Source organism: Pseudomonas sp. Leaf15 (assembly GCF_001421425.1).
Classification (GTDB): Bacteria; Pseudomonadota; Gammaproteobacteria; order Pseudomonadales; family Pseudomonadaceae; genus Aquipseudomonas; species Aquipseudomonas salomonii.
The window spans coordinates 48960-68302 of sequence record NZ_LMKI01000014.1 but is presented as its reverse complement, the minus strand read 5'-3'; the positions used below and the strand labels follow the sequence as shown (position 1 = coordinate 68302).

19 protein-coding genes are annotated in these 19343 nt (G+C 52.5%); 7 read left to right on the top strand and 12 right to left on the bottom strand.

The genetic code is table 11. The features are described 5' to 3' along the window. Positions 1-7: 7 nt before the first annotated feature. Together ASE80_RS13545 and ASE80_RS13540 are read right to left on the bottom strand one after the other, a co-directional pair. Entirely contained in the window at positions 8-412 is a 405-nt protein-coding gene (locus tag ASE80_RS13545) for a hypothetical protein (protein WP_236708831.1), read from the bottom strand. Between the two features lie 141 nt (positions 413-553). Then, positions 554-790: a hypothetical protein gene (locus ASE80_RS13540; protein ID WP_056859367.1), complete on the bottom strand. Its 237-nt coding sequence runs from the start codon at positions 788-790 to the stop codon at positions 554-556. A gap of 212 nt (positions 791-1002) precedes the next feature. On the opposite strand from ASE80_RS13540, the gene ASE80_RS13535 reads away from it, so the two are divergent. Together ASE80_RS13535 and ASE80_RS13530 are read left to right on the top strand one after the other, a co-directional pair. Continuing rightward, the gene (locus ASE80_RS13535) at positions 1003-1785 is read left to right on the top strand and encodes a DUF4253 domain-containing protein (RefSeq protein WP_056859366.1); all 783 of its coding nucleotides are present in this window, start codon (positions 1003-1005) and stop codon (positions 1783-1785) included. Between the two features lie 262 nt (positions 1786-2047). After that, entirely contained in the window at positions 2048-3265 is a 1218-nt protein-coding gene (locus tag ASE80_RS13530; protein ID WP_056859365.1) for a DUF1444 family protein, read from the top strand. Positions 3266-3630: 365 nt separating this feature from the next. On the opposite strand, the gene ASE80_RS13525 is transcribed toward ASE80_RS13530, so the two are convergent. From ASE80_RS13525 to ASE80_RS13505, 5 genes are all read right to left on the bottom strand, one after another. Next, a complete protein-coding gene (locus tag ASE80_RS13525) occupies positions 3631-4770 on the bottom strand; it encodes a hypothetical protein (protein WP_056859364.1) in 1140 nt (379 codons plus the stop codon). Positions 4771-5023: 253 nt separating this feature from the next. After that, positions 5024-6115, bottom strand: coding sequence for a bifunctional transcriptional activator/DNA repair enzyme AdaA (locus tag ASE80_RS13520; RefSeq protein ID WP_012723700.1), 1092 nt, complete (start codon positions 6113-6115; stop codon positions 5024-5026). Positions 6116-6199: 84 nt separating this feature from the next. Next, positions 6200-7036 (bottom strand): isocitrate lyase/PEP mutase family protein, encoded by an 837-nt coding sequence (locus ASE80_RS13515; RefSeq protein WP_056859363.1) that lies wholly within the window; start codon positions 7034-7036, stop codon positions 6200-6202. Positions 7037-7457: 421 nt separating this feature from the next. Next, entirely contained in the window at positions 7458-8780 is a 1323-nt protein-coding gene (locus tag ASE80_RS13510) for a chloride channel protein (protein WP_056859362.1), read from the bottom strand. Between the two features lie 261 nt (positions 8781-9041). Next, the gene (locus tag ASE80_RS13505) at positions 9042-9683 is read right to left on the bottom strand and encodes an HAD-IA family hydrolase (protein ID WP_201784831.1); all 642 of its coding nucleotides are present in this window, start codon (positions 9681-9683) and stop codon (positions 9042-9044) included. 143 nt (positions 9684-9826) lie between these two features. Here ASE80_RS13505 and ASE80_RS13500 point away from each other — a divergent pair, with 143 nt between their 5' ends. Together ASE80_RS13500 and ASE80_RS13495 are read left to right on the top strand one after the other, a co-directional pair. Beyond that, positions 9827-10216: a histone-like nucleoid-structuring protein, MvaT/MvaU family gene (locus tag ASE80_RS13500; RefSeq protein WP_034103374.1), complete on the top strand. Its 390-nt coding sequence runs from the start codon at positions 9827-9829 to the stop codon at positions 10214-10216. A gap of 337 nt (positions 10217-10553) precedes the next feature. Further along, complete coding sequence (locus tag ASE80_RS13495) at positions 10554-12470, top strand: methyl-accepting chemotaxis protein (protein ID WP_056859360.1); 1917 nt, start codon at positions 10554-10556, stop codon at positions 12468-12470. Between the two features lie 653 nt (positions 12471-13123). Here the strand turns inward: ASE80_RS13495 and ASE80_RS13485 are convergent. Together ASE80_RS13485 and ASE80_RS13480 are read right to left on the bottom strand one after the other, a co-directional pair. Beyond that, positions 13124-13510, bottom strand: a complete 387-nt coding sequence (locus tag ASE80_RS13485) for a hypothetical protein (protein WP_162238849.1) — start codon at positions 13508-13510, stop codon at positions 13124-13126. A gap of 7 nt (positions 13511-13517) precedes the next feature. Further along, the gene (locus ASE80_RS13480; protein ID WP_056859357.1) at positions 13518-13802 is read right to left on the bottom strand and encodes a hypothetical protein; all 285 of its coding nucleotides are present in this window, start codon (positions 13800-13802) and stop codon (positions 13518-13520) included. A 295-nt stretch (positions 13803-14097) separates the two neighbouring features. Between ASE80_RS13480 and ASE80_RS13475 the strand changes: the two genes are divergently transcribed. Further along, a complete protein-coding gene (locus ASE80_RS13475) occupies positions 14098-14787 on the top strand; it encodes a hypothetical protein (RefSeq protein WP_056859356.1) in 690 nt (229 codons plus the stop codon). Between the two features lie 277 nt (positions 14788-15064). Here ASE80_RS13475 and ASE80_RS13470 read toward each other — a convergent pair whose 3' ends face one another. The 3 genes from ASE80_RS13470 to ASE80_RS13460 form a co-directional block, all read right to left on the bottom strand. Beyond that, positions 15065-16387 carry a hypothetical protein gene (locus ASE80_RS13470; RefSeq protein WP_056859355.1) on the bottom strand — a complete coding sequence of 441 codons (1323 nt, stop codon included), beginning with the start codon at positions 16385-16387 and terminating at the stop codon, positions 15065-15067. Between the two features lie 154 nt (positions 16388-16541). Beyond that, positions 16542-17534: an SIR2 family protein gene (locus ASE80_RS13465; RefSeq protein WP_056859354.1), complete on the bottom strand. Its 993-nt coding sequence runs from the start codon at positions 17532-17534 to the stop codon at positions 16542-16544. A gap of 486 nt (positions 17535-18020) precedes the next feature. After that, the gene (locus ASE80_RS13460; RefSeq protein WP_056859353.1) at positions 18021-18347 is read right to left on the bottom strand and encodes a DUF7693 family protein; all 327 of its coding nucleotides are present in this window, start codon (positions 18345-18347) and stop codon (positions 18021-18023) included. 80 nt (positions 18348-18427) lie between these two features. Here ASE80_RS13460 and ASE80_RS13455 point away from each other — a divergent pair, with 80 nt between their 5' ends. Continuing rightward, complete coding sequence (locus tag ASE80_RS13455) at positions 18428-18919, top strand: 3'-5' exoribonuclease (protein ID WP_056859352.1); 492 nt, start codon at positions 18428-18430, stop codon at positions 18917-18919. Next, positions 18916-19314, top strand: coding sequence for a hypothetical protein (locus ASE80_RS13450; protein WP_056859351.1), 399 nt, complete (start codon positions 18916-18918; stop codon positions 19312-19314). Before ASE80_RS13455 ends, ASE80_RS13450 begins: the two co-directional genes overlap by 4 nt. The last annotated feature ends 29 nt before the right edge of the window (positions 19315-19343 follow it).

The window sequence follows — 19343 nt, the reverse complement described above, 5'->3', positions numbered from 1 at the left end:
AATTACACTAGCTCTGTGATTTGGCGCTCCTGCACTGTTCGTTCCACCAGATGACAAGTTCAGCATGTTGCTCGTGAGTGATCCATGCAAAATTTGTTTTGTCCGCCGGGTCGCCCCCAAAGACTAAGGGCTTCGTATACCACTTGATCTTGCCAGCGAAACGCTCGTCCGGCTCAAGGGAAATCTGCTGGGGAAGGGCAAACGGCGCGGCATAGGACGCATCGAGTGGCAGCGTCGGAATGGTAAACATTACTCCGGAAGAGTTGATGACGATAAAGTCGTCCCACCCTCTTAGACCTAATAGCGTGTACCCCGGAAGATGATGATCAAATCCGTAGGCCTTCATGGCAGCTAAGCTCTCATCCTCCGTGAAGATGATGAAATAGTCGTCGTTTTGCCAACCTTCGTTCATGAGGGGGTGACTCACTTTTGGCAGATAGGGAGGTACTCGGTGTGCTATCAGCGTCTCGTGGCCGACAGAGAGCAACGGTTGCTTACAGTCGGATGATTGTCTGATCACATAAGGGCTGCATTGTTTTGGTACAGGCGCAAATCACTGGGAGCGTAGACGTTGCCATTCATTCCAGCAGTCCTCCGCGACGATGTCTGGATAACCACGATCTTCTTCCACTGCCAAGGCTGCGCTAAAAGGCAAAGCGATGCAGGTGGATCTGTCTCGGATTTCACACACCTCAATCTCGGTAAGCGGCTGGCCCTTTTTATCCTCGGCGGCTTGCAGCACTGCCGCCAGAGCCGGCACAAAGACTAGACATAACGGATCTGTAGTCATCAGTTCTTCCCTGAGTCGATTAGAAATTGCATGGTAGGCCAGTTTCGGACATCAACATTACCTCGAAGTGCGAACGTCAAAGTTAGCGTAGCGCGCTGCTATGTGATGGCAGGAAGACTTATTGTCGCTTGGCGGCAGACCTTCAATGATGATCCTGAAACGCTTAGGATTACTCACTCAATTCAGTACCAAAATGGAGCAGGCCACGGTTTATGGATATCGAATTTCGCGGTAACGGCAAGCGTGATAATCCGTCTGTAGGTACATGCGATGAGTACGGCGTGAGCGGGATTACCAGCTTTGACGATCTGACCGAAGCTCGTCGTAAGATTGCTGAGGCGCATCCAGGCTTTAAACCTCTGTTCTCGCTCGATGATCTGCACCAAGCCCGCTACACCTCGGGACATGTGCGCAATAATTTAGGGATGGACGATGCATCGGAGCAGGACATAGCGGGCTTGCCTCCAGAGTGCTTTGAGAATGGTGAATACATAGGCTATCCGACTACAAAAGAGGAGTTCGCAATCTGTCTTCGCAATTTCATGACCCTGGTTGCAGCCACGTCTTTCGAGGATGCTTGTACTCATGGTTTGACGCTAGATCAGCAGGCCCTCCAGGAGTGGATCGGTTACCAGAACAACCCTATCTCTCTTCTAGAGCAGCCTCTTTCAGCGCTCCTGGTACCCGTTCAGCAGTCCTGCCAGGCACTCGCGGCTTTTCCGAATGGCTATTTCACTTCGGATCTGGATCCCGCGAAAAACTTTGCCGTTGCGCGTCATTTTTCAGAAGCGCATGGCTATGAGTTGATGGGCGTAGGTGCTTCTTACATCGGCTTCATTCGTGCTGAACCGCCTGATACATCACTTGCTAACGTCGTAGCCAAAGACTTCTGTGCGCTCTATAACACTAGCGATGAAAACCTACAGGGACGTGTTTCCAAAGTTGCGCAGGCGATCTCCGGTCGGACGCATCTTTGGCTCCGTTACGTGGAGTGAGCTTCGTCGCATCCAAAGTCCGGCTGAATAGTTAACAAAGCTTGTGAGAGGTCTGGAGCTTTTTGCCGCCTCGTAGGAGGGCAGTATCCACACATCCACTACAATCAGGCACATGATTGGCGCTGCTCGTTTTCCGCTACGTAACGTCAATTTCGTCTGATAGCTGTCGATATGGAGAGCAGCCGTCCCAAGCGCTGAACAAGTTTAAGCCTGCCCAATTCCCGCTGTTTACAATTGCCTGCTGACAAAAAGGATTCTGTACATGCTTTTTTCCCTGCTCGACAAATTTTTCAATCGACCGCTAACTGATGAAGCATTTGCCAAAAAATTTATGGATTCGACTCGTAAAGCTGGATTCAGCGAGAATCTGAATTTTGAGAAGAACGAGTTCCGCATCCGCCATGGGGATGGATCGTACTTCAATCTCCATAATGCCTTTCGCGACTATCAAAATGCAGACAAAGCACAGAAATCCGCCGTTCTGACCGGATACGTATCGACGCTGTTAGAGGCGGGTAGAAAAACCGAGACTGTGTTTGATAATGTCAAAGCACAGCTGCGTCCGGTGATTCGCAACCTTGCCATGCTTGAAGAAATTCGACTGGAACACGCCCGTAAAAATGGCGACAAGCAGTACGATTATGTTTCACAGCCTTTGGGCCGAGACTGCGTTATTCTGCTTGCTGTCGATTCGCCCGAGTCCACTGCCACCCTTACCAATGGCCCCGAAGCACATTGGGGTGTGACGATGGAAGAGGCGGTAAAGATCTCCATCGAGAACCTGCGTGATACGACAAACGAAGCCTTCGGGGAGATTATTCCAGGCCTATACGCTGGGGAGTGGGCGGATGGGTACGACACCAGCAGGGTGTTGTTGCCAGATGTCCTTCAGCGCGTGCCAGTTAAAGGTCGGCCAGTGTTCATGGTGCCCAGTCGAGACGTCCTGATGGTCACTGGAGACAAGGACGAACAGGGAATTCGTCAGATGGTAGAGCTTGCTTTCCAGGCTCTTGAAAGGGGGCGTGCTGTCTCTACCGATATTTACACCTACGAAGGTCGCGATATCATACCGTTTAACTGTGATGATGAAGGGGTCAGCAGTCGGTTGGTTACACTGGAGCATTTGCTGCTGCAGAGTAATTATGCCAATCAGAAAGAGTTGCTCGACAAGCTCAATCTGGAAAAGGGCATCGACATCTTCGTCGCCTCCTACAACCTCTTCCAAATGGCTGACCAACCAAACCAGACGGTATCGATGAGCGCCTGGACAAAAGGTGTGCTGACGCTGTTGCCCAAGACAGATCGCGTCGCGTTGGTTGAACCTGTTGAGGGTGGGGAAGCGACAGTCAAAACCGTCTCCTGGAGTGAACTTGAATCCGAGCTTGGCGATCTGCTGGCTACAGAAGCGGGCTATCCACGTCGCTATCGGACACTGGGATTTCCTTCGGTTGAGCAGCTTAATCGCCTGACTACCTTGTGATCAGTGCTCTACTACTCTGGCGCACTGCAATGGAGGTATCGCTGAGCTGGCAAAGCAGCAGTCGCAATTTATCATTACGATACACTCCCCATTTTGATTGCTTATCCTGGTGGGAAAATTTGGGAGTTTACCGATGTGGGGTTGGTGGCTTCTCTAGCGCTACTGAGTCGGGCCGCAAGATCTGACTGACTTACTTCAGTTGGCGAGCCGCTGTGCGCGGGCAGGCTGTGGCGAACCGAGCTCCCGCGTCCCGCCGTATCTCGGCCCTGCGGGCGTCCATCCTTCACGCCTTCGGCTGTGCCAGCCTGCGCGCTCCGCTTGCGTTGGTTACTCAGTGCGATATGGTCGATACGCCAAGCAGCTCGTCATTTCTCCGATGGGGAAACCACATCTTGCCAGCCATCAATCAACTCCATATTTTGCGCAACGAGCTGGCAGGGCTTGCCAGTTGCCTTGCGACAATTTCTAAGCGCCTGCTTTCGTGCTGTCTTGAGTGAGCGCGCGCCGTAGTACCAGTAAATGCTGCTACTTTCCTTGGACATGGCCATGGCTTTCTCGGTAACGCTCTGAAGATAAGCCTCAGCGCTCGCACGGTCTTCGGGCGCCAGCTTCGAAAGCAGCAGCATTAATGCGCTGTCGTCCATGGCAGGAAGCCGGTTGCTCCTGAGAAAATCTTCGATATGAGGCTTTAAAAGGGTATTGGCCTCTTGTTTGTAGAGCGAGTGCCCATCCCTACCGAATGGGGGTAGCAGCGCCAGTTCAGCATTACCTCCCGCCGAGCGGTAGCCCGCGATCATCCGACCTACAAGATCTGGGCTGAAAAACGGATCATTCTCGGCGTAAATCCAGAGCGTTGGCGTTGGGTTGCCTTTGCCAAATTTCGTGAGGTTTCGCACAAGATCAGTTTGATATAACGAGCAATTAGAGTCCGCAGAGCCCACATTTGTGTAGTGGTAAACGCCGCCAGAGATGTTAACTACCGCCGTCAATGGGTGACTTGGTTGAGCCGCGAGGTCTAGCATTGACGCTCCGCCGATAGAGATACCAACACCTACTGCCAAGGATGGATCTACATCTGGACGCTCACGCACAGCCGCCAATGCGGCGCCAAGCTCTCTGCCATGCGCATCGAGAAATCGTGCCACGTTGGGATTGGTGCAAGTTCCCCCTTCATTCATGAAGTTTCCGGTCGAACGACCATAGCCGGGCCATACAATAGATGCGGCAAGCCAGCCACGGTGCGCAAAGTCGTGAGCGATATGAGCAAGCCAATCGGCATGTGCGGCGGACGGAGATGTTGCCGCCGAGCCGTTAACAATCAGTGCAATGGGGTACTTACCCTCCTTTACGGGACGAACGATTAATGCTTCGATTTTCTCAATATGTGAGTCAACCTGGATGGGCAGTAAGAGTTGTTCTTCGCTTACCAGTGAGTCTGCACGGGGTTGGCTTGCAAAAAGCATCAGACCAAACGTGATAGTCCTGAAGCGTAGTATTGATTGCATTTAGAACGCTCGCTGATACGTTAGAAGCCAAGCTTAAACTGGTGCGACAATAGCTGATCGTAAGGTTCTGTCCAACACGTCTTGTGGTTAGCCCGGGATGTCTCATCGCGTATCACTCAATCCAGCACCGTTGGGAAATAGGTGATGTGGAATTAACCTGCTGACACGTGGGGACTTACGCCATTAGTTCTGGAGTTCGGAGGGGCTGTTTCCGGAACTCTTTAGTTGTGTCTGCATATGTTCCGATTAGCAGCTAATCCAACAGGAATTCGTCCTGTTGAGTTATCTGCAAAGCAGTCTTCTCCAAACGCAGTAAAAATTCTTTTCGGGGCTGTCCTCCGCCATATCCGGCGAGTGCTCCATTCGTCGCTATGACACGGTGACAGGGAACGATAATGGATAAGCGATTGTGTCCATTTGCATTGCCCACTGCTTGGCTTGCACCTGGCTTACCGATGGCCCCAGCGATGGCACCGTAGGTTGAAATGGTTCCATAGTCGATTTTTAAAAGCTCTGCCCACACAAGCCTGTCAAAAGAACTGCCTGGCATATGGAGCGGTACTGAAAATTTCTTTAGCTTTCCCTCAAAATAAAGTTTTAGTTGCACTTCGATTTGCTTGATGTGGAGATGCTCGCCAGGCGCAATTGAATACCCATGACGCCCACGCAGTTCGTTTAATTCAGCGGTTAGCGCTGGACGGTCAAGAAATTCGAGGAGTACCAAACCTCGTTCCTCTGCCATGGCAATCATTGGGCCCAACGGTGTAGTCAGATGGCGATAAAGCAGGAGGGACGTTTCAGTTGCCTTACCGGGGGGCATTTGAAATGTTTTTTTGAAAGCATCCCTAAAGCCACTCAATGACTCGTATCCTAAGTCAAATGCTGTGTTATCCAGGGTTTCGCCCGAAGAAATCCGGCCTAGGGCGACACCGAGCCTTCTAGAGCGCATCCATGCATGAAAAGTCATGCCAAAATTTTGTTTGAACCACCTGCGTAAGCGTAACGGATCGATACCACGCGTAGTTAGTTCAGCATCACTCCAGCGAGCGTCAGGTGATGCAGATACAGAGGCCAGTAGCCCCTTGACCCAATCTGGCGCGGAAGCCGCGAGATCTAATGGCTTGCATCGTAAGCAAGGCCGATAACCTGCAGCCATGGCTTCGTTGGCCTGCGAAAAGAACTCTACATTCTCGGGCTTTGGCTTACGTGCACCACATGTAGGGCGGCAAAAAATACCTGTAGTTTTGACAGCAGTGAAAAAAACGCCCTCATAGGCGGTATCGCTGCATAGCATCGCATTTACCATCTCGCTTCTGGGCGGAAGAGCGTGATTGTAAGATCTCATTAGAGCGTAGCCTCGTCCTCGAATGGGTGTGAAAATCGCTTTCGAGGTGCGGAAAACAGCGGCGATTTTCATGCGGATCACAGATTAATAGGGCGAAGATAACTTTTCGCTTAGGTGTTTTTTTGCTGCCATAAGGTTATTCAGGTCGCTGTAGGTATATGCGTCCGATGGATACTCGAAAAGCTTTCCCGTTCGCAAGAAGCTCTTGGCGAGCGCCTTGTTGGCGCCGCATAAGAATTCAGCAATGCTGGAACCAGCGCTTAGCCGTTTGACGCCTAGACTCGTTAATTCATCCATGCCGGGTTGGCCGTTCCAGGCAAGCAGGTTGACGGGTAGCCGCGTTGCCTCGCACAGTGTAGCAATGTCGTTTTCCTCAACCATTCCAGCCGCAAAAATGCCGTCTGCACCTGCTTGCTCGAACAGCGATGCACGGAATAGGGTCTCTGGCAATTGTCGCGCTGGCTCTACCAAACATCTCAGATAAACGTCAGTTCGTACGTTCACGAACAAGTCTATTCCATGCTTGTTTGCTACCTTATTTGCCACTTCGATTTTTCGCAAAATCAGATCAGTGCTGCCTGTTCCGTCCTCAATGTTGATTCCAACGGCTCCAGCCCTAACTACGCATTCAATAACTTTAGCAACCGACTCAAGGTCGTCGGAATAGCCCCCTTCGACATCGACCGTGAGGGGGACTGTAAGCACTCGAACCATTGACTCAACTGTAGTAGTCAGCAGTTTTAGGGGAAGTTGATTGCCATCTTGGTATCCATGCGCCCAAGCAACGGCGGCGCTGCTGGTCGCGACTGCCTTACTCCCTACGCTCTCGACAATACGTGCGCTGCCAGCATCGCTCACGTTGGCGAGTACCAACAAATTATCTTGGTGAAGGTTGCGAAAAACCGCACTTAGTGGCGTCATTCAGTGGTACCCCGGTGAGAAAAGACAGATGCAGAGCGCGCTATCGTAAGCTGACTACACCGACGTCTCCACCGAGAAATCGACAGTGATTTAAGAGCTAGCGAATATAGTTTCTGCGGGCTAGGAATGGGTGAATACCTACTCAAAAGCCTGCTGAAAGACGTTGCCATACACATCCAGTCATTGCAGGGATCGGATAGATGACTTCCCCGGACGCTTACGATCTTCTTCCATTGCCAACGCTGCACTGAAAGGCAAAGCTATGCAGGTGCATCAGTCTCGCTGGAATAAACCCAGCGATCTTTAAGGATGCATGCGGCAGGCACGTGGATCTTCTTATCACTCGTGCAGAGGACACGTTAGCGCTGCAGCATGAGAAGGATAAACTGAGCTCACTGGCTAGAACGACCAAGCGGTAGGCTTATCGAGTAGGAATCTTTGGCTTAGTGGCAGGTTCTGCACTCTCGAGAAAGCCTCGCGCCAACTGCTGATACAACTCAGGGCCCATTCTTGAACTGACAGCCTTGGCGATCAGGGCTACCGCCATGAGACTGATCACCATGCTGTGGCTATTAATCATCTCCATCACAATGATTGCGGAGGTTATTGGCGATTGAGTAACGGCAGCCAGAAAACCAACCATGCAGAGAGCAATGGTGGGCGGAGCGGCCAAGTGAAATAGCTCTGCGGTATTGGCGCCGACTGCAGCCCCTACAGCGAGCGAAGGGGCGAAAATACCGCCTGGAATACCAGAGAAATAGGTCACTACGGTCGCCAGGAAGCGAGTAATGGGCGCGTGCCATGGCAGGACTAAATCGGATGCGATGACCTGAGAGGTAATGCCGTAGCCACTACCGAACGACATTCCACCACTCAGCCACCCCAATATAGCGACGACCAATCCACAGATGCCGGCAAACCACACCGGGTGCAGGCGCCGCCATTGCCAGATCATGAGGTGTGGATGCCGCTGCGGCCATAACAACATTCGGCTGAACAAACCACCCAATAGCCCACATCCAATCCCTATGACTAATGCCGGGACGACTATGTCGAGGTTGATGTCCTGAATGCCGAAGTGACCGAAATAGTTGTAGTTTCCCTGCAAGGCAATGGCAACCATCCCAGATAGGATGATGGTACTAAGAAGAACGCCGCTGGTACGGGTTTCCAGCTTGCGTCCCAGCTCTTCTACCGCGAATGCTATCCCTGCCAGGGGCGTATTGAATGCTGCCGCAATACCCGCTGCACCTCCCGCCAGAATAAGATCCTCGCTGCGTACGATTCGCGCATTGGGCAAGAAACGGTGAAAGAAGTGCATGATGGATGCCGCAACCTGAACTGAGGGCCCCTCACGCCCCGCCGAAAAACCGCCGGTCAGTGCTAGAGTTCCAAGGCTTATCTTGGCAAAAGCAATGCGCAGTGAAACCAGTCTGTTAATGGGCTTACCTTGACGTGCAAGTCGTGTTGCTGCGATTACCTGAGGAATTCCGCTGCCTTGGGCGCCCACGAAAAAGCGCGTTGTCAGCCAGACTACGAGCATGCCGATCAGTGGGGTGTAAATAAAAGGTAGCCACGCTCGCTCAGCGGTCTGTTGAGCAAACTGCGCCAGTGCCATGTCTGCCAGCCTTGCGAAAGCCACCACCAGTAGGCCGGCAATGGTTGCCGCAATCCATAACGTGACCCTGGTGCGCCAGCGCATTGACGCGAAGCCTCGGCGTAACAGCATTATCGGTTTGATCACCCGAAGGGCTTCCTTGAAGTCGCCATATTGACCGCAAGACTAACCAAATAAGCAGCTCGTTCCAAACAGCTTTGGCGGAGCCGCTCGACAGGCTTTTTTTGCGCCCATGGGTATTCACCTATTCATTGATAGGATTAATACCTCCAAAAAACCGGTGTTACGAGTACCAGGACGGTGAGTATCTCCAGCCGTCCCAGCAGCATGGGCGCCTGCTTAGCTACCCGACAGCAAGGTAGCTAAGAGCAGTCTCTATTCAACACGCTATACCGTGGAGGGGCATTGTGTGTCTTTGCCTATTACTTGTAGATCACTAATCTGCGCTTCAAGGTCGCTAGACTTCGTCCAATAAATAGCGTTCCACCCTGACTCACGTGCGGCTTGAACATTAGCTTGAGTATCATCTATCAAGAGTAACTCTTCCGGTAGAAATCCGGACAGTTCGGTAATTTTTTTATAAAAATCAAGGCTTGGCTTTCGGCAAGACAGCGCCGCCGAGTAAAAGATGCCATCGCAGTAGTGCTCCAGACCAAGCGATTTCATTAAAAAATTTGCGCGTAGGTGTTCTTGATTGGACGCGAGAAATACTTTCACACCACGACGACGATGACGGGCCAGATCCGACAGGAACCCAAGGTTGAGCCGAGCATCGTTTTCAAACCAATAACTCAATAATCTATGCCGAGAAAGTTTCGGAGCAATGTCTGCCAGCACTGACTCAAGCCTCTCCTCTAGGCATAACTTGCCTGTAACTATGGCATCCCAGTAAGGCTCGAAGAGCGCCTTATGGAGATCTGAGCTTGCTAGCCCGAGATCTTCCTCAAGAGATGAAGCCCAGCCCTCACCGTCGGAGGGGCGACCATCAACGACGACACCATCCACATCAACCATAAAAGCTTGAATCAACGTAGCCTCCGTCTGGCATCCCGTACTTCGCATTGCGAACAGATCCCAGCGTTTTCAGTTGGCATATTTCCCGAGTCGCAAGCATATGAGAACGGCTTGGATAGGTATAAGACTTGTTATGCATAACCTTAGGGCGCACTCAGTTGCCAGGTGAGTTCGCCGAACGCTTACAATTTCGCAAACTCGAACAAGATCTGGCTGCTCAACTGGCTGCGCTTGAGTCGATGAAATCCGATTCTGGCTTGCAGGCCGAGATGCAGTTTGAGAGCAAACTACGCGGTCTGCTGGCTGAGTACGGCTACAGCCTGCGTGACGTAATCAATCTGCTTGATCCTACGGCTGCTAAGCGTGGCAAATCGGCTCCGTTGTCTGCGCCTGCAGAGAAGGGTACTCGGAAGGCACGTTCGTTGAAAGTTTACAAAAACCCGCATTCGGGCGAGATCGTTGAGACCAAAGGTGGTAATCACAAGCTGCTTAAAGCCTGGAAAAATGAGCATGGTTCGGATGTCGTAGAGTCTTGGCTTTCGAAGTGAATTACAGTTAGCAGACGCAAAGGCCCTCAATGAGGGCCTTTTTTTTCGCAGTCCGCTTTGCCATGTCAACGCTTCGTACTAGCTAAAGATCCCACCTACTCGGTACCTAGGCCCCTATCGATACACGGGTACAGGTAAAGCTTTGCTGGTTTCAGCCGAAACATTCCGAACGGAGAAAAAACTGGCTACGGCAGGCTACTACTGAACCATCCTGGGCTCTATCAGACGTCGACTTCATAGAACGTTCGCCTTGGATAGCTTTAAACAACATCTTCAAGCCCTGAGGCCTGCCATGCTTAGAAATGCTCCTTTGAGTACAAAGCTACTGCTTATTTTGATGTTTCCCCTGTTGGGCTTTCTGGTCTTCGCCGGGATTTTTGTAGCTGACAAACGAGAGACACTGAGCGAGATGAACCGAGCGGTCACCGCTACCGGCACCGCGCAGAAACTCAGTGACGTAGTAACCACTATCCAGCGTGAGCGCGGCGCAAGCGGCGTGTTTCTGGGCAGCGGTGGTAAGACGATGCAGGACAAGTTGAAAGTCTTACGCCAAGAAACCGACCGTGCGGTGAGCGCGATGCATGCGCAATCGACCGAGGGTCTTATCGCGCCTGACAAGATGCTGCGCGCAATTGATGGTTTGGCCGGACTGCGTCAGCAGGTGGACACGCTCGCAATCAATAACGGCGAGTCCGGCACCCGATTCACCGATCTTATCAAAAATTTGATCGGCTTCTCTTACTCACTGGAAACCAGCATTGAGGATCCGGAAATCCTGCGTGGGCTGAGTTCACTCAATCAGTTCGTAGACATGAAAGAGCGCTCTGGTCGAGAGCGTGTACTCCTTGGCCTGGCATTCAACCAAAACCGTTTTGATGCGCCGCTGTTGTCACGTTTCAGCCGCAACATGGGCGAGTTCTCCGGCTATTTCGAGGCCTTTCAACGCTGGGCTCCTGCCGTGTTCAAAAATAAGCTGGATGCGGTTCTACAACAGCCCGCATCCGTCGATGTAGCTCGCCTGCAAAAACTCGGATTTGATACGCCTCTAGGCGATCCGCTTAATATCAAACCCGAAGACTGGTTCAACCTTTCCACCAGCCGTATCGACATGATGGCTCAGGTCGAGGCTGAACTGGGCCAGACGGTCGTGAGCCTAGCCAATGTCGCGCGTACCGATGCCCAGCGCAGTCTGTATGTCGCAATAGCCACCGTCATTCTGATGTTGATTGCGGTGCTGTGGCTCGCTTCGGTGATTATTCGCAATATCAAAATCGCTGTGGTCGACGTGAACCGCACCCTTATTTCGCTATCCACGCGTGACCTAACTGCCAGAACCCGTTACACCGGCAGAGACGAGTTTGGCGAGATCTCGCGTAACCTGGATAACATGGCCATACAGATCGGTGAAGTGATCCGTGAGATCGGGAGTGCCACGGCGCAGGTCGCGACCGCCGCCGAGCAGTCTTCGGCTGTGGCCCTGCAAACTAGCAATAACGTCGTCCAGCAGCGTCAAGGCACCGATCAGGTGGTCACTGCCATCAGCGAGATGAGCGCCACGGTCAAAGACGTGGCGCGCAGCACTACCGACGCCGCAGAGATGTCGCAGCGCGTTAATGCCAGCACTATGCAGGGCAAGGCTGAAATCGAGAACACCATCAGCTTGATCAAAGGGCTTGAGGTTCAGGCCGAACAAACATCCCGAATCATTGAGGAGCTCAAGGGTGAAAGCTATTCCATCTCCTCGGTTTTGGATGTGATTCGTGGTGTAGCAGAGCAAACCAATCTGCTAGCTTTGAACGCTGCCATTGAGGCTGCCCGTGCCGGTGAGCAGGGTCGTGGATTTGCCGTGGTCGCCGATGAGGTGCGGAATCTGGCCAAAAAGACTCAGGATTCCACCGTCAGTATCCAGAAGATGATCGCCAATCTGCAATCCGGCTCCGACCGTGCCGCCACTTCCATGCAGGAAACTCTAGGGAAGGCTCAAGAAGGCGCGAGCAACGTAGTGCGCGCAGGGGAGTTGTTAGAAGAAATAGCCGAGGGCATCGCGACCATCAGCGACAGCAACATACAGGTCGCCTCGGCGGCAGAACAACAGAGTCAGGTTGCCGAGGAGATCCACCGCAACGTAAACGACATCAACACTCTGGTTATCCAGGTCAGCGCCGGTGCTGAACAAACCGCCGTCACCAGCCGCGAGTTAGCCCGCTTGGCCGAGCAACAGCAGGGGCTGGTGGAACGGTTCAAGGTGAACTGAGTTACAAGTTTTTTTACCGGATGCTCAAATGCCCGAGAGAATGACTTTCGGGTATTTGAGGATTGGTAGGTGAGAGGGTGACGCGCCTATAAGGGCTACTTTGCTCAACGCGATAAACGAGGCTTTTCATGACGCCGGATGAGGTCAGGCCATGGATTATCAGCCGTCCTACGGCTTTCTGAAGGACTGCTTATACCGTTCTGAGTCATACAAGGTGACTTTGGCAGACGCTTACTGATGAGGTGCTCTACGTTACGGCATCTCAGGAACGAGCCGAGATCAACCCGTACTGCGTTGCCCTTGCCAAGATCCCGCTCGTGCTTTATGACGCACACTATGCGGAAACAGACCCCGCACGGCGTCAACTCAATGAGCGGGCAAGGCTGGCCGGCGTGAGAATCGAGCCCATCATTGAGGTTGAGTACCTCCACTCGGCGCTCGCTCTGGTGCAGGAGGGGATAGATGACACGATAGCTTGCAGTGCAGCCACAAAATCGGAGATGTGGCTGCATGATTTGCACGCTATTTCGTTTGATGTGCCGATGTATGCTTGATTTTGACCTTGAAGCGTTTCGTACGAGCACTACATAATAGGAAAAGCAGCCATCAATTTCCCCAACCTAGAAGCTCCCGGAGAACTCTTGGCGGGGCGATCAGGCTTCTTTAGCCAACGCATCCCCCAGCTCCATCCAATACTGCTTAAGCGCGCCAACGTATTCACCGATGTGTGCGGGATTGACAAAGATGTCCTCCCCAAGCAGCGGCGTGTAGACACGTCCAGAGATAGGCCATCCGCTGGCCCGCCCGCCTATTTCGAACAGGTGAGGAGCTGTTTTCAGTAACTCTTCGCTGCTTTTGCCTTCTCCATGTTTGATCGAGTTCGCCAAGTGCCGGAGCTCCTCAAGCTTCGGCCAACAGACAAATTTCGTGATGTCCACATTGACGAGCCCGAGGCGTTTGCGTACTTCCTCGTGCGTATAGAGCTTCCTGTTGTCTTTCTCTCGCCACCCGAGCAGTTCTTGGCGCAGAAACAGCATCACCTGCTGTTCATATAGGTGGTATAGGAAGAGCGCGCTCCATGCCCTTGAGCCCCATGTAGTGTGACACGGACGCATCTCTGACGGCCTCAGCTATGTCACCTTCATCCTGGTAGTCGCCGTAGTACGGCTGGTTCATAGCGTCCTCCCACAGATCATTCTCGAGCTTTTCACTTTCTGCCTCGATTGAGAGAAACGTTGGCTGCAGTCTTAGCAGGAACACGTCTTGGACTCTTTGGATCGCTGGGATGAAGTCGTCGCGAAAGCGCTGGAACCAGAGGTTGGAGTTGTGCATAGGTGCTATTTATCCTTCAAAACCTATGGGTAGGTTGGAGAGGGGGCTTGCTCACGACAAGTCGCCCTGAAATGCAGATTACATGCGTCCGCATTAGCGATTCACTGGTTGCAAGCTGATTATGGTCTTCGTGCTTGAGCAAAACGTGCTCATCCGTCGTGGCGCACCAGTCATTACGGCGTCGGAAAAAAATGGATCAACTCCCTCCCTGGCATCGCATTTATTTTTTTTCTGTCCACCTAAAGTTTTACCACTTTCAAAACCGTTAGATATGTAAACCTAACGGAGAGCTGCAATGAGTGCTACACCTGCCAAAAAATCTAAGTCGTTTTTCATCCCGCATAGTCCCGAATATGCTCACAGGGCTGTCGCTCATGCGGCAGCCACTACAGAGGACGGCTGCAAGGTCGCGATGTCCCTCGGAGACTCGCGTTATCAGTTGAGCGCCCGACAAGCAGATGCGATTGCACAAGGGTTGTTAATGGCCGTCATGCGAACAGGATTGTGCATCGCCAGGATGCCTTGGGGCGGGGGCGGGCTGATGAGGGTGGAGCATTATGACGGACAGCGGTGTGCTTTGAGGTTTTCGGATGACACTTTCCACGGGGAGGGCTCGTCATTTCGGTTCTTCGGCGTTTGTTGGACGTACGAGGGCGAGGGCGAGGGTGAGGATCCGAGCTATCCGGCTAACGCGCTCTGCATCCGTACGATGCATGACGGTGGAATCCTGTTTGGGAAGGGCAACGTCGATTACCTGCTGACCGCTGAACAGGCGTTTCGGCTATATCAGGATCTCACTGGCTGTGCGTATTCACTCGAATCAAGGTCATGGAGGATCTGGGACATGCTCATCGAGTGGCATGTGGAAAAGAATGATGAGCTCAATGCTCGAACGGCTAGTGAGAAAGAGCTCTTTGAACATCTCACAAACTACGCGCTGAGCTTTCGCTCTGAGCGAAAGACCAGAAACCGCGAATCAACGTAGCAGTCCTGTGAACAGGGGAACTCAGGTCGCTATAGCGGGCTTGCCGAAAAATCCCCGGTTAAAATAGAAAACAAGGGGATTTATTGAGCATCTGTTAGTCTTCCAAACTACTACTTGCGATACGTCAATAGCGTCGAGGCACGCCGATGTCCTTGTCCAATTGCTACCTAAGTCGATTATCAGCAATTCCTGCCCAAACTGCCGAGCGTCGTGCGTTACACGGGGAATGTCATCGCGGGTTGCGACGACGCGTTGTTAGCCTTAGGCTGAACTATCGTTATCCAGTGCTATTCCCACCGAGAGTCTGTTCTGAACGTAGGCCTGACGGAAATCCACGGCTCTCGTAGTCGATTCGCTCTCCTGCGTAACCTACGATCAAGAACAGGATTTCATAAAACAATTTGATACTGGCGAACGTGAGATCCACCGTCCTTTGCCAGTCCTCCCGAGCTTCGCCGCCTACCACCGCATGGGCAGTTTCACTTCTGAGTTTATTCCATTTGCCCGCAAGGTTGGGGCTGATGTCTCCGGCCTCCTTCTTAAGGGCGCGAAGCGCTGTCTTGGGCTTGAAATTACCTGAGCCGCCAAGACAAGAGGAGAGCAACGTTTTTATACGGTTGTCCACATCAAGCTTCATCACTGTAGGCATAGTTTGCTTGGCGAGTTCGGCAAAATCACGGTCAGTGCCCACATCCTCAAAATACGCTTTGAGAACCCCTTCGATGCAGACACTCACGTTAAGGGCCGTCGACTCCAGGCCTGTTTGCCATGCTCGATTCAACTTGTTCCAGTTGTCATAATAAATCGCCCCGTCGTGCTCGAAAAAGCCAACCAACAGGTTGAATATCGACGCAATAAAATCCGATGGGCATCTGTAGGGAATTTTGACAGGAGGGAAGAGCTGTTGGTTGCTTAGCCCAATATCCCTTGAATAAAGGTCAATAATGGACTTGCCGTCCCAGATCTTTTCGGTGACACCCAGTTGAAGACGAACACCACCGAGCACGCTCAGGGTCTTAACAATGGCTCGTGAGAACCTCTCGTTCAGATTGCCACCGGAAACAGATACGTCGCATCCTGACTCGCCCTTCGTGATAGTGATGGATGAACCCCCACATACGAACTCAAACCCTGGTGATAGGGGGGGATGAGGCGAGGGGAAGTGTGGGTCGTCAAAATAAATCTGATGCAGGGATGGTTCGCGAGTCATAGAGAGCTCGTGGTGGGAGCTGAGAACCTCGATGGAGCCCTCAACGACGCAGTATTCGAACCGGTAGTCCCCACCTGAGGCATCCACTCCCTCGGCAACCCAGGTTTTTCCTGCCACATCCACTCCCTCAAAATCGAAGAGGGAGTTTTCGTGTACTAGCTCACCCGCTTGTCCCGCAGTGCTTAACATCATGTGGCGGCTCGCTTCATCGGCGACGCCGGTATGGTAAATCACATATTGCAGGCGTCCCTTATCAAGATGCACCTGCCCGGGCCCCGAAAACACGATAGGCGTGTCGGTGCGCCGTTGCGTTAAGGTGATGCGGCGAAAGTGCAGAACCATTTCACCTCTGAGATACGCCTCGACATCCACGCCGTGAGCTTGAGACATCCTGAATCCTTAATGTTTTAAGTTAGCCAGCAACAATTCAGGTTTTCTCGACCTGTTCATGAAGCTTAAATTGGTTAGCCACCACCCCTGGAGGCATGGTCATAAAGCCCGGCGTTGAGCGCATGCTCACTCAGACCTTCATCGACGCTCGAGCTCAATAAACGTGATCCCACTGCGTGAAGGTCAGAACGTTCGGTAAACGCCATAAGTGAAAATTACGCGTTTTGAATTTCTGAGACCAAAACGCAAGTCTCTGCGCCTCAGTCTGATCAATACCGCTCCATTCGACTATCACGATGTGTTTGGACTGGGCATAGGCGGCGATTACATCATTCAAATGGTCATCATCCCCCGAGTACCCAAACACGATGATCTCTTGAGATTCGTTCAGACTGAATCCTAGGTAGTTCCAGTACGTGGAAAGCACCATCGAGGCCCCAATCACCGATCGCTTGTGGCGAACGTGGGTCAGTACGATGTGATCAGACCCTTCAGGGGAAAAAGGATTGAGCTGATGTCGATCACGTTTCCTGGCCAATCCATGGTGGTCAAAGAATAGCGGGGAGCCATGTAGGTGGAGGTAGTATCCAAAGTCATTGTTGTATAAACGCGCCAGAGCATCTGAGCTGAAGCCATTGGCAACCATGCCGTCCACAAGCGTGGTGTGGAAATAGCCCGCCATTAGGCCAGCATCCAAAAATGCTCCGTAGAGAAGCTTGTCGTAATTGAGAGTGGCGACGTGTGATTTTGTCTGGCGAACGAAGGCGATTAGCGGATCCAGAAAGCCCTGGGGGAGGCCATGGGCGTAAAGATGCAGCCTGGTGGCTACCTTGTGAATGTAGTTCCCCACTGCGACCGGAAATTGCAGTCCTTCTTGCGATAACCAGTGAACGTTCATCCGCTGGGACATGTTGATGCTACTGAGCGTCCTGCAAGCCGAGATCACCAAGTGTAACGGGTCGAGCTGATCTTCCCGCGCAGGGATAACGCCGTTTCCACCGAGGCATTGGCTGATCAACTCCTTGTGTACGTCACTGATGGCAATCGGATCATTCCATACATCAGCCATAGCGTTGGTAAGAGAGAAGTGCCGGGAATCAAGCGCCATCCCTAGGCCGTTTCCGAATATCAATGTCTTCCTTGGCATGATCATTCCCTTGTGGGTAGGCTAAATGTGCAGTGGTTGATTGGAACAGCTTGGTCGCTTCACAGCCGTTCATCGTTGTTCGATGGGCCAGCGCTCTGGTCGCCATGCCCCCATTAAGACATGTAGCAGCCTAGCCGGTCGGTCATAAGTACCGCTGACAAGGAGCGGACAATGTCTTATCCATTTCGGAGATTAGTCGAACACCATCAGCATAGGCTTTGCCAGATTGGCCCCGACTGCCGGTGCCCAGCATGTGGCTCCCAAGGCACTCCATAGTAAGCATCCGGCCAAATATGACTGATTCCTAGCCTGAAGCTTAGAAAACAGCGCATCCTCAATGCTGCAATTACCTGCGATCGCCTATGGCAAGCGGAGCGCGCAGACGTGAGGATGGACGCCCGACAGGCCGAGACACGATGTGGCTCGGTGCACGACAGCCGTCCCCAGCGGGGCACGCCCAGAACCACTACCTAGGCTAGAGTGCCTTCAACATCGATGAAGGTTCTCATGCTCCCAAGTCGATAGCAGGGCGATGGGATCCGTCCCGAATCTATCACCCGAATCGAACGACCAACCCCGCCCATTTGGACTCACGCATTCGTCGCAATAATCGAGATCATCACAGTCGTTGAAAATCGTAATGATCCATCCGTCAACGTCGACCAAAAACATCCCTGCATAAATCTCGCCCCAGGTCTGAGCGCAGGCTCTAGCGATCGCGCGTCGCGCAAAGATCGCATCGTGCAGCACCTGACAAACCTCCCTTGCTGTGAGTGCAGGCATAGACTCTTCAGGACAATCAGTTAAAGTCATAGGAGAATCCAGCCAGCTTTGATCATTGTCAAAGATACACCAGCAGGCGTGAACCAAGAACTCACAGAGGGGGGAGGGGTATGAAGCTGCTTTTGGACTGTGAATTCACTCAGCTCAACCAAAATACGAAGCTGATCTCCCTGGCGCTGGTATCCGAAGGCGGCCATGAGTTTTACGTCGAACTCACAGATACCTATCACACTGGGGACTGCAGCGACTTCGTGATCCAGCACGTCTTGCCGCAGCTCAACCCGGCTGCACACGGGCAAACCCTGGTCGAAGCTCAAAGCTCATTGCTCGCCTTCTTGAGTGATCTCGAAGGGCCGGTAGAGGTGTGCTCAGATGCACCCGAATGGGACTGGGATTTCTTCTGTCAGCTCGCATACGTTAATCACCGTTGGCCAGCTAACGTTGTCAATCGCGCGACAAACCTCGTCCAACTGTTCAAGCATCTGGAAGTAGGTGATATAGGGGAGGTACCACTGCCAGAGCTCCCGCATCACGCGCTTCTGGACGCACGTCTCCTAGCTGATCTTTATAAACGGCTCACTGGTTCGAGGAACGGAGGATGAACGATGATCTGCGTACGCGAGAGGGTGTCAGGCGCAAAGCGTTCTGGACGCTTTCGCACCTAGTTCCCGGCGATCCTATAGCCGTCGCGATCATAGACGTGCTGGACGATATCGAAGCCCAAGAACGTACTGTTCTGAACTTGAATCATCCAGTGATCGATATTGACTCTGTGCGCAGAGTAGTCCTGATCGAAAGCCACAGCTCCAGCATCAACATTGTGCGCGAGGCTAGTATTCCGCAGCCTTGGCGTGAGCGTTTCCTACAAGCAAGCCGTGGATCTACGCGCCTGGAGATTGGCCCGTATGCTCATGACTGGGAAAAATTCCTGGCTGAGTGGCAGGTTGAAATGCGGCATTTGGATGCCCACCGATATGCACGACGGCATCAGGATTAGACTTCCCGCTGCTCAGTTCATTGTCGTCC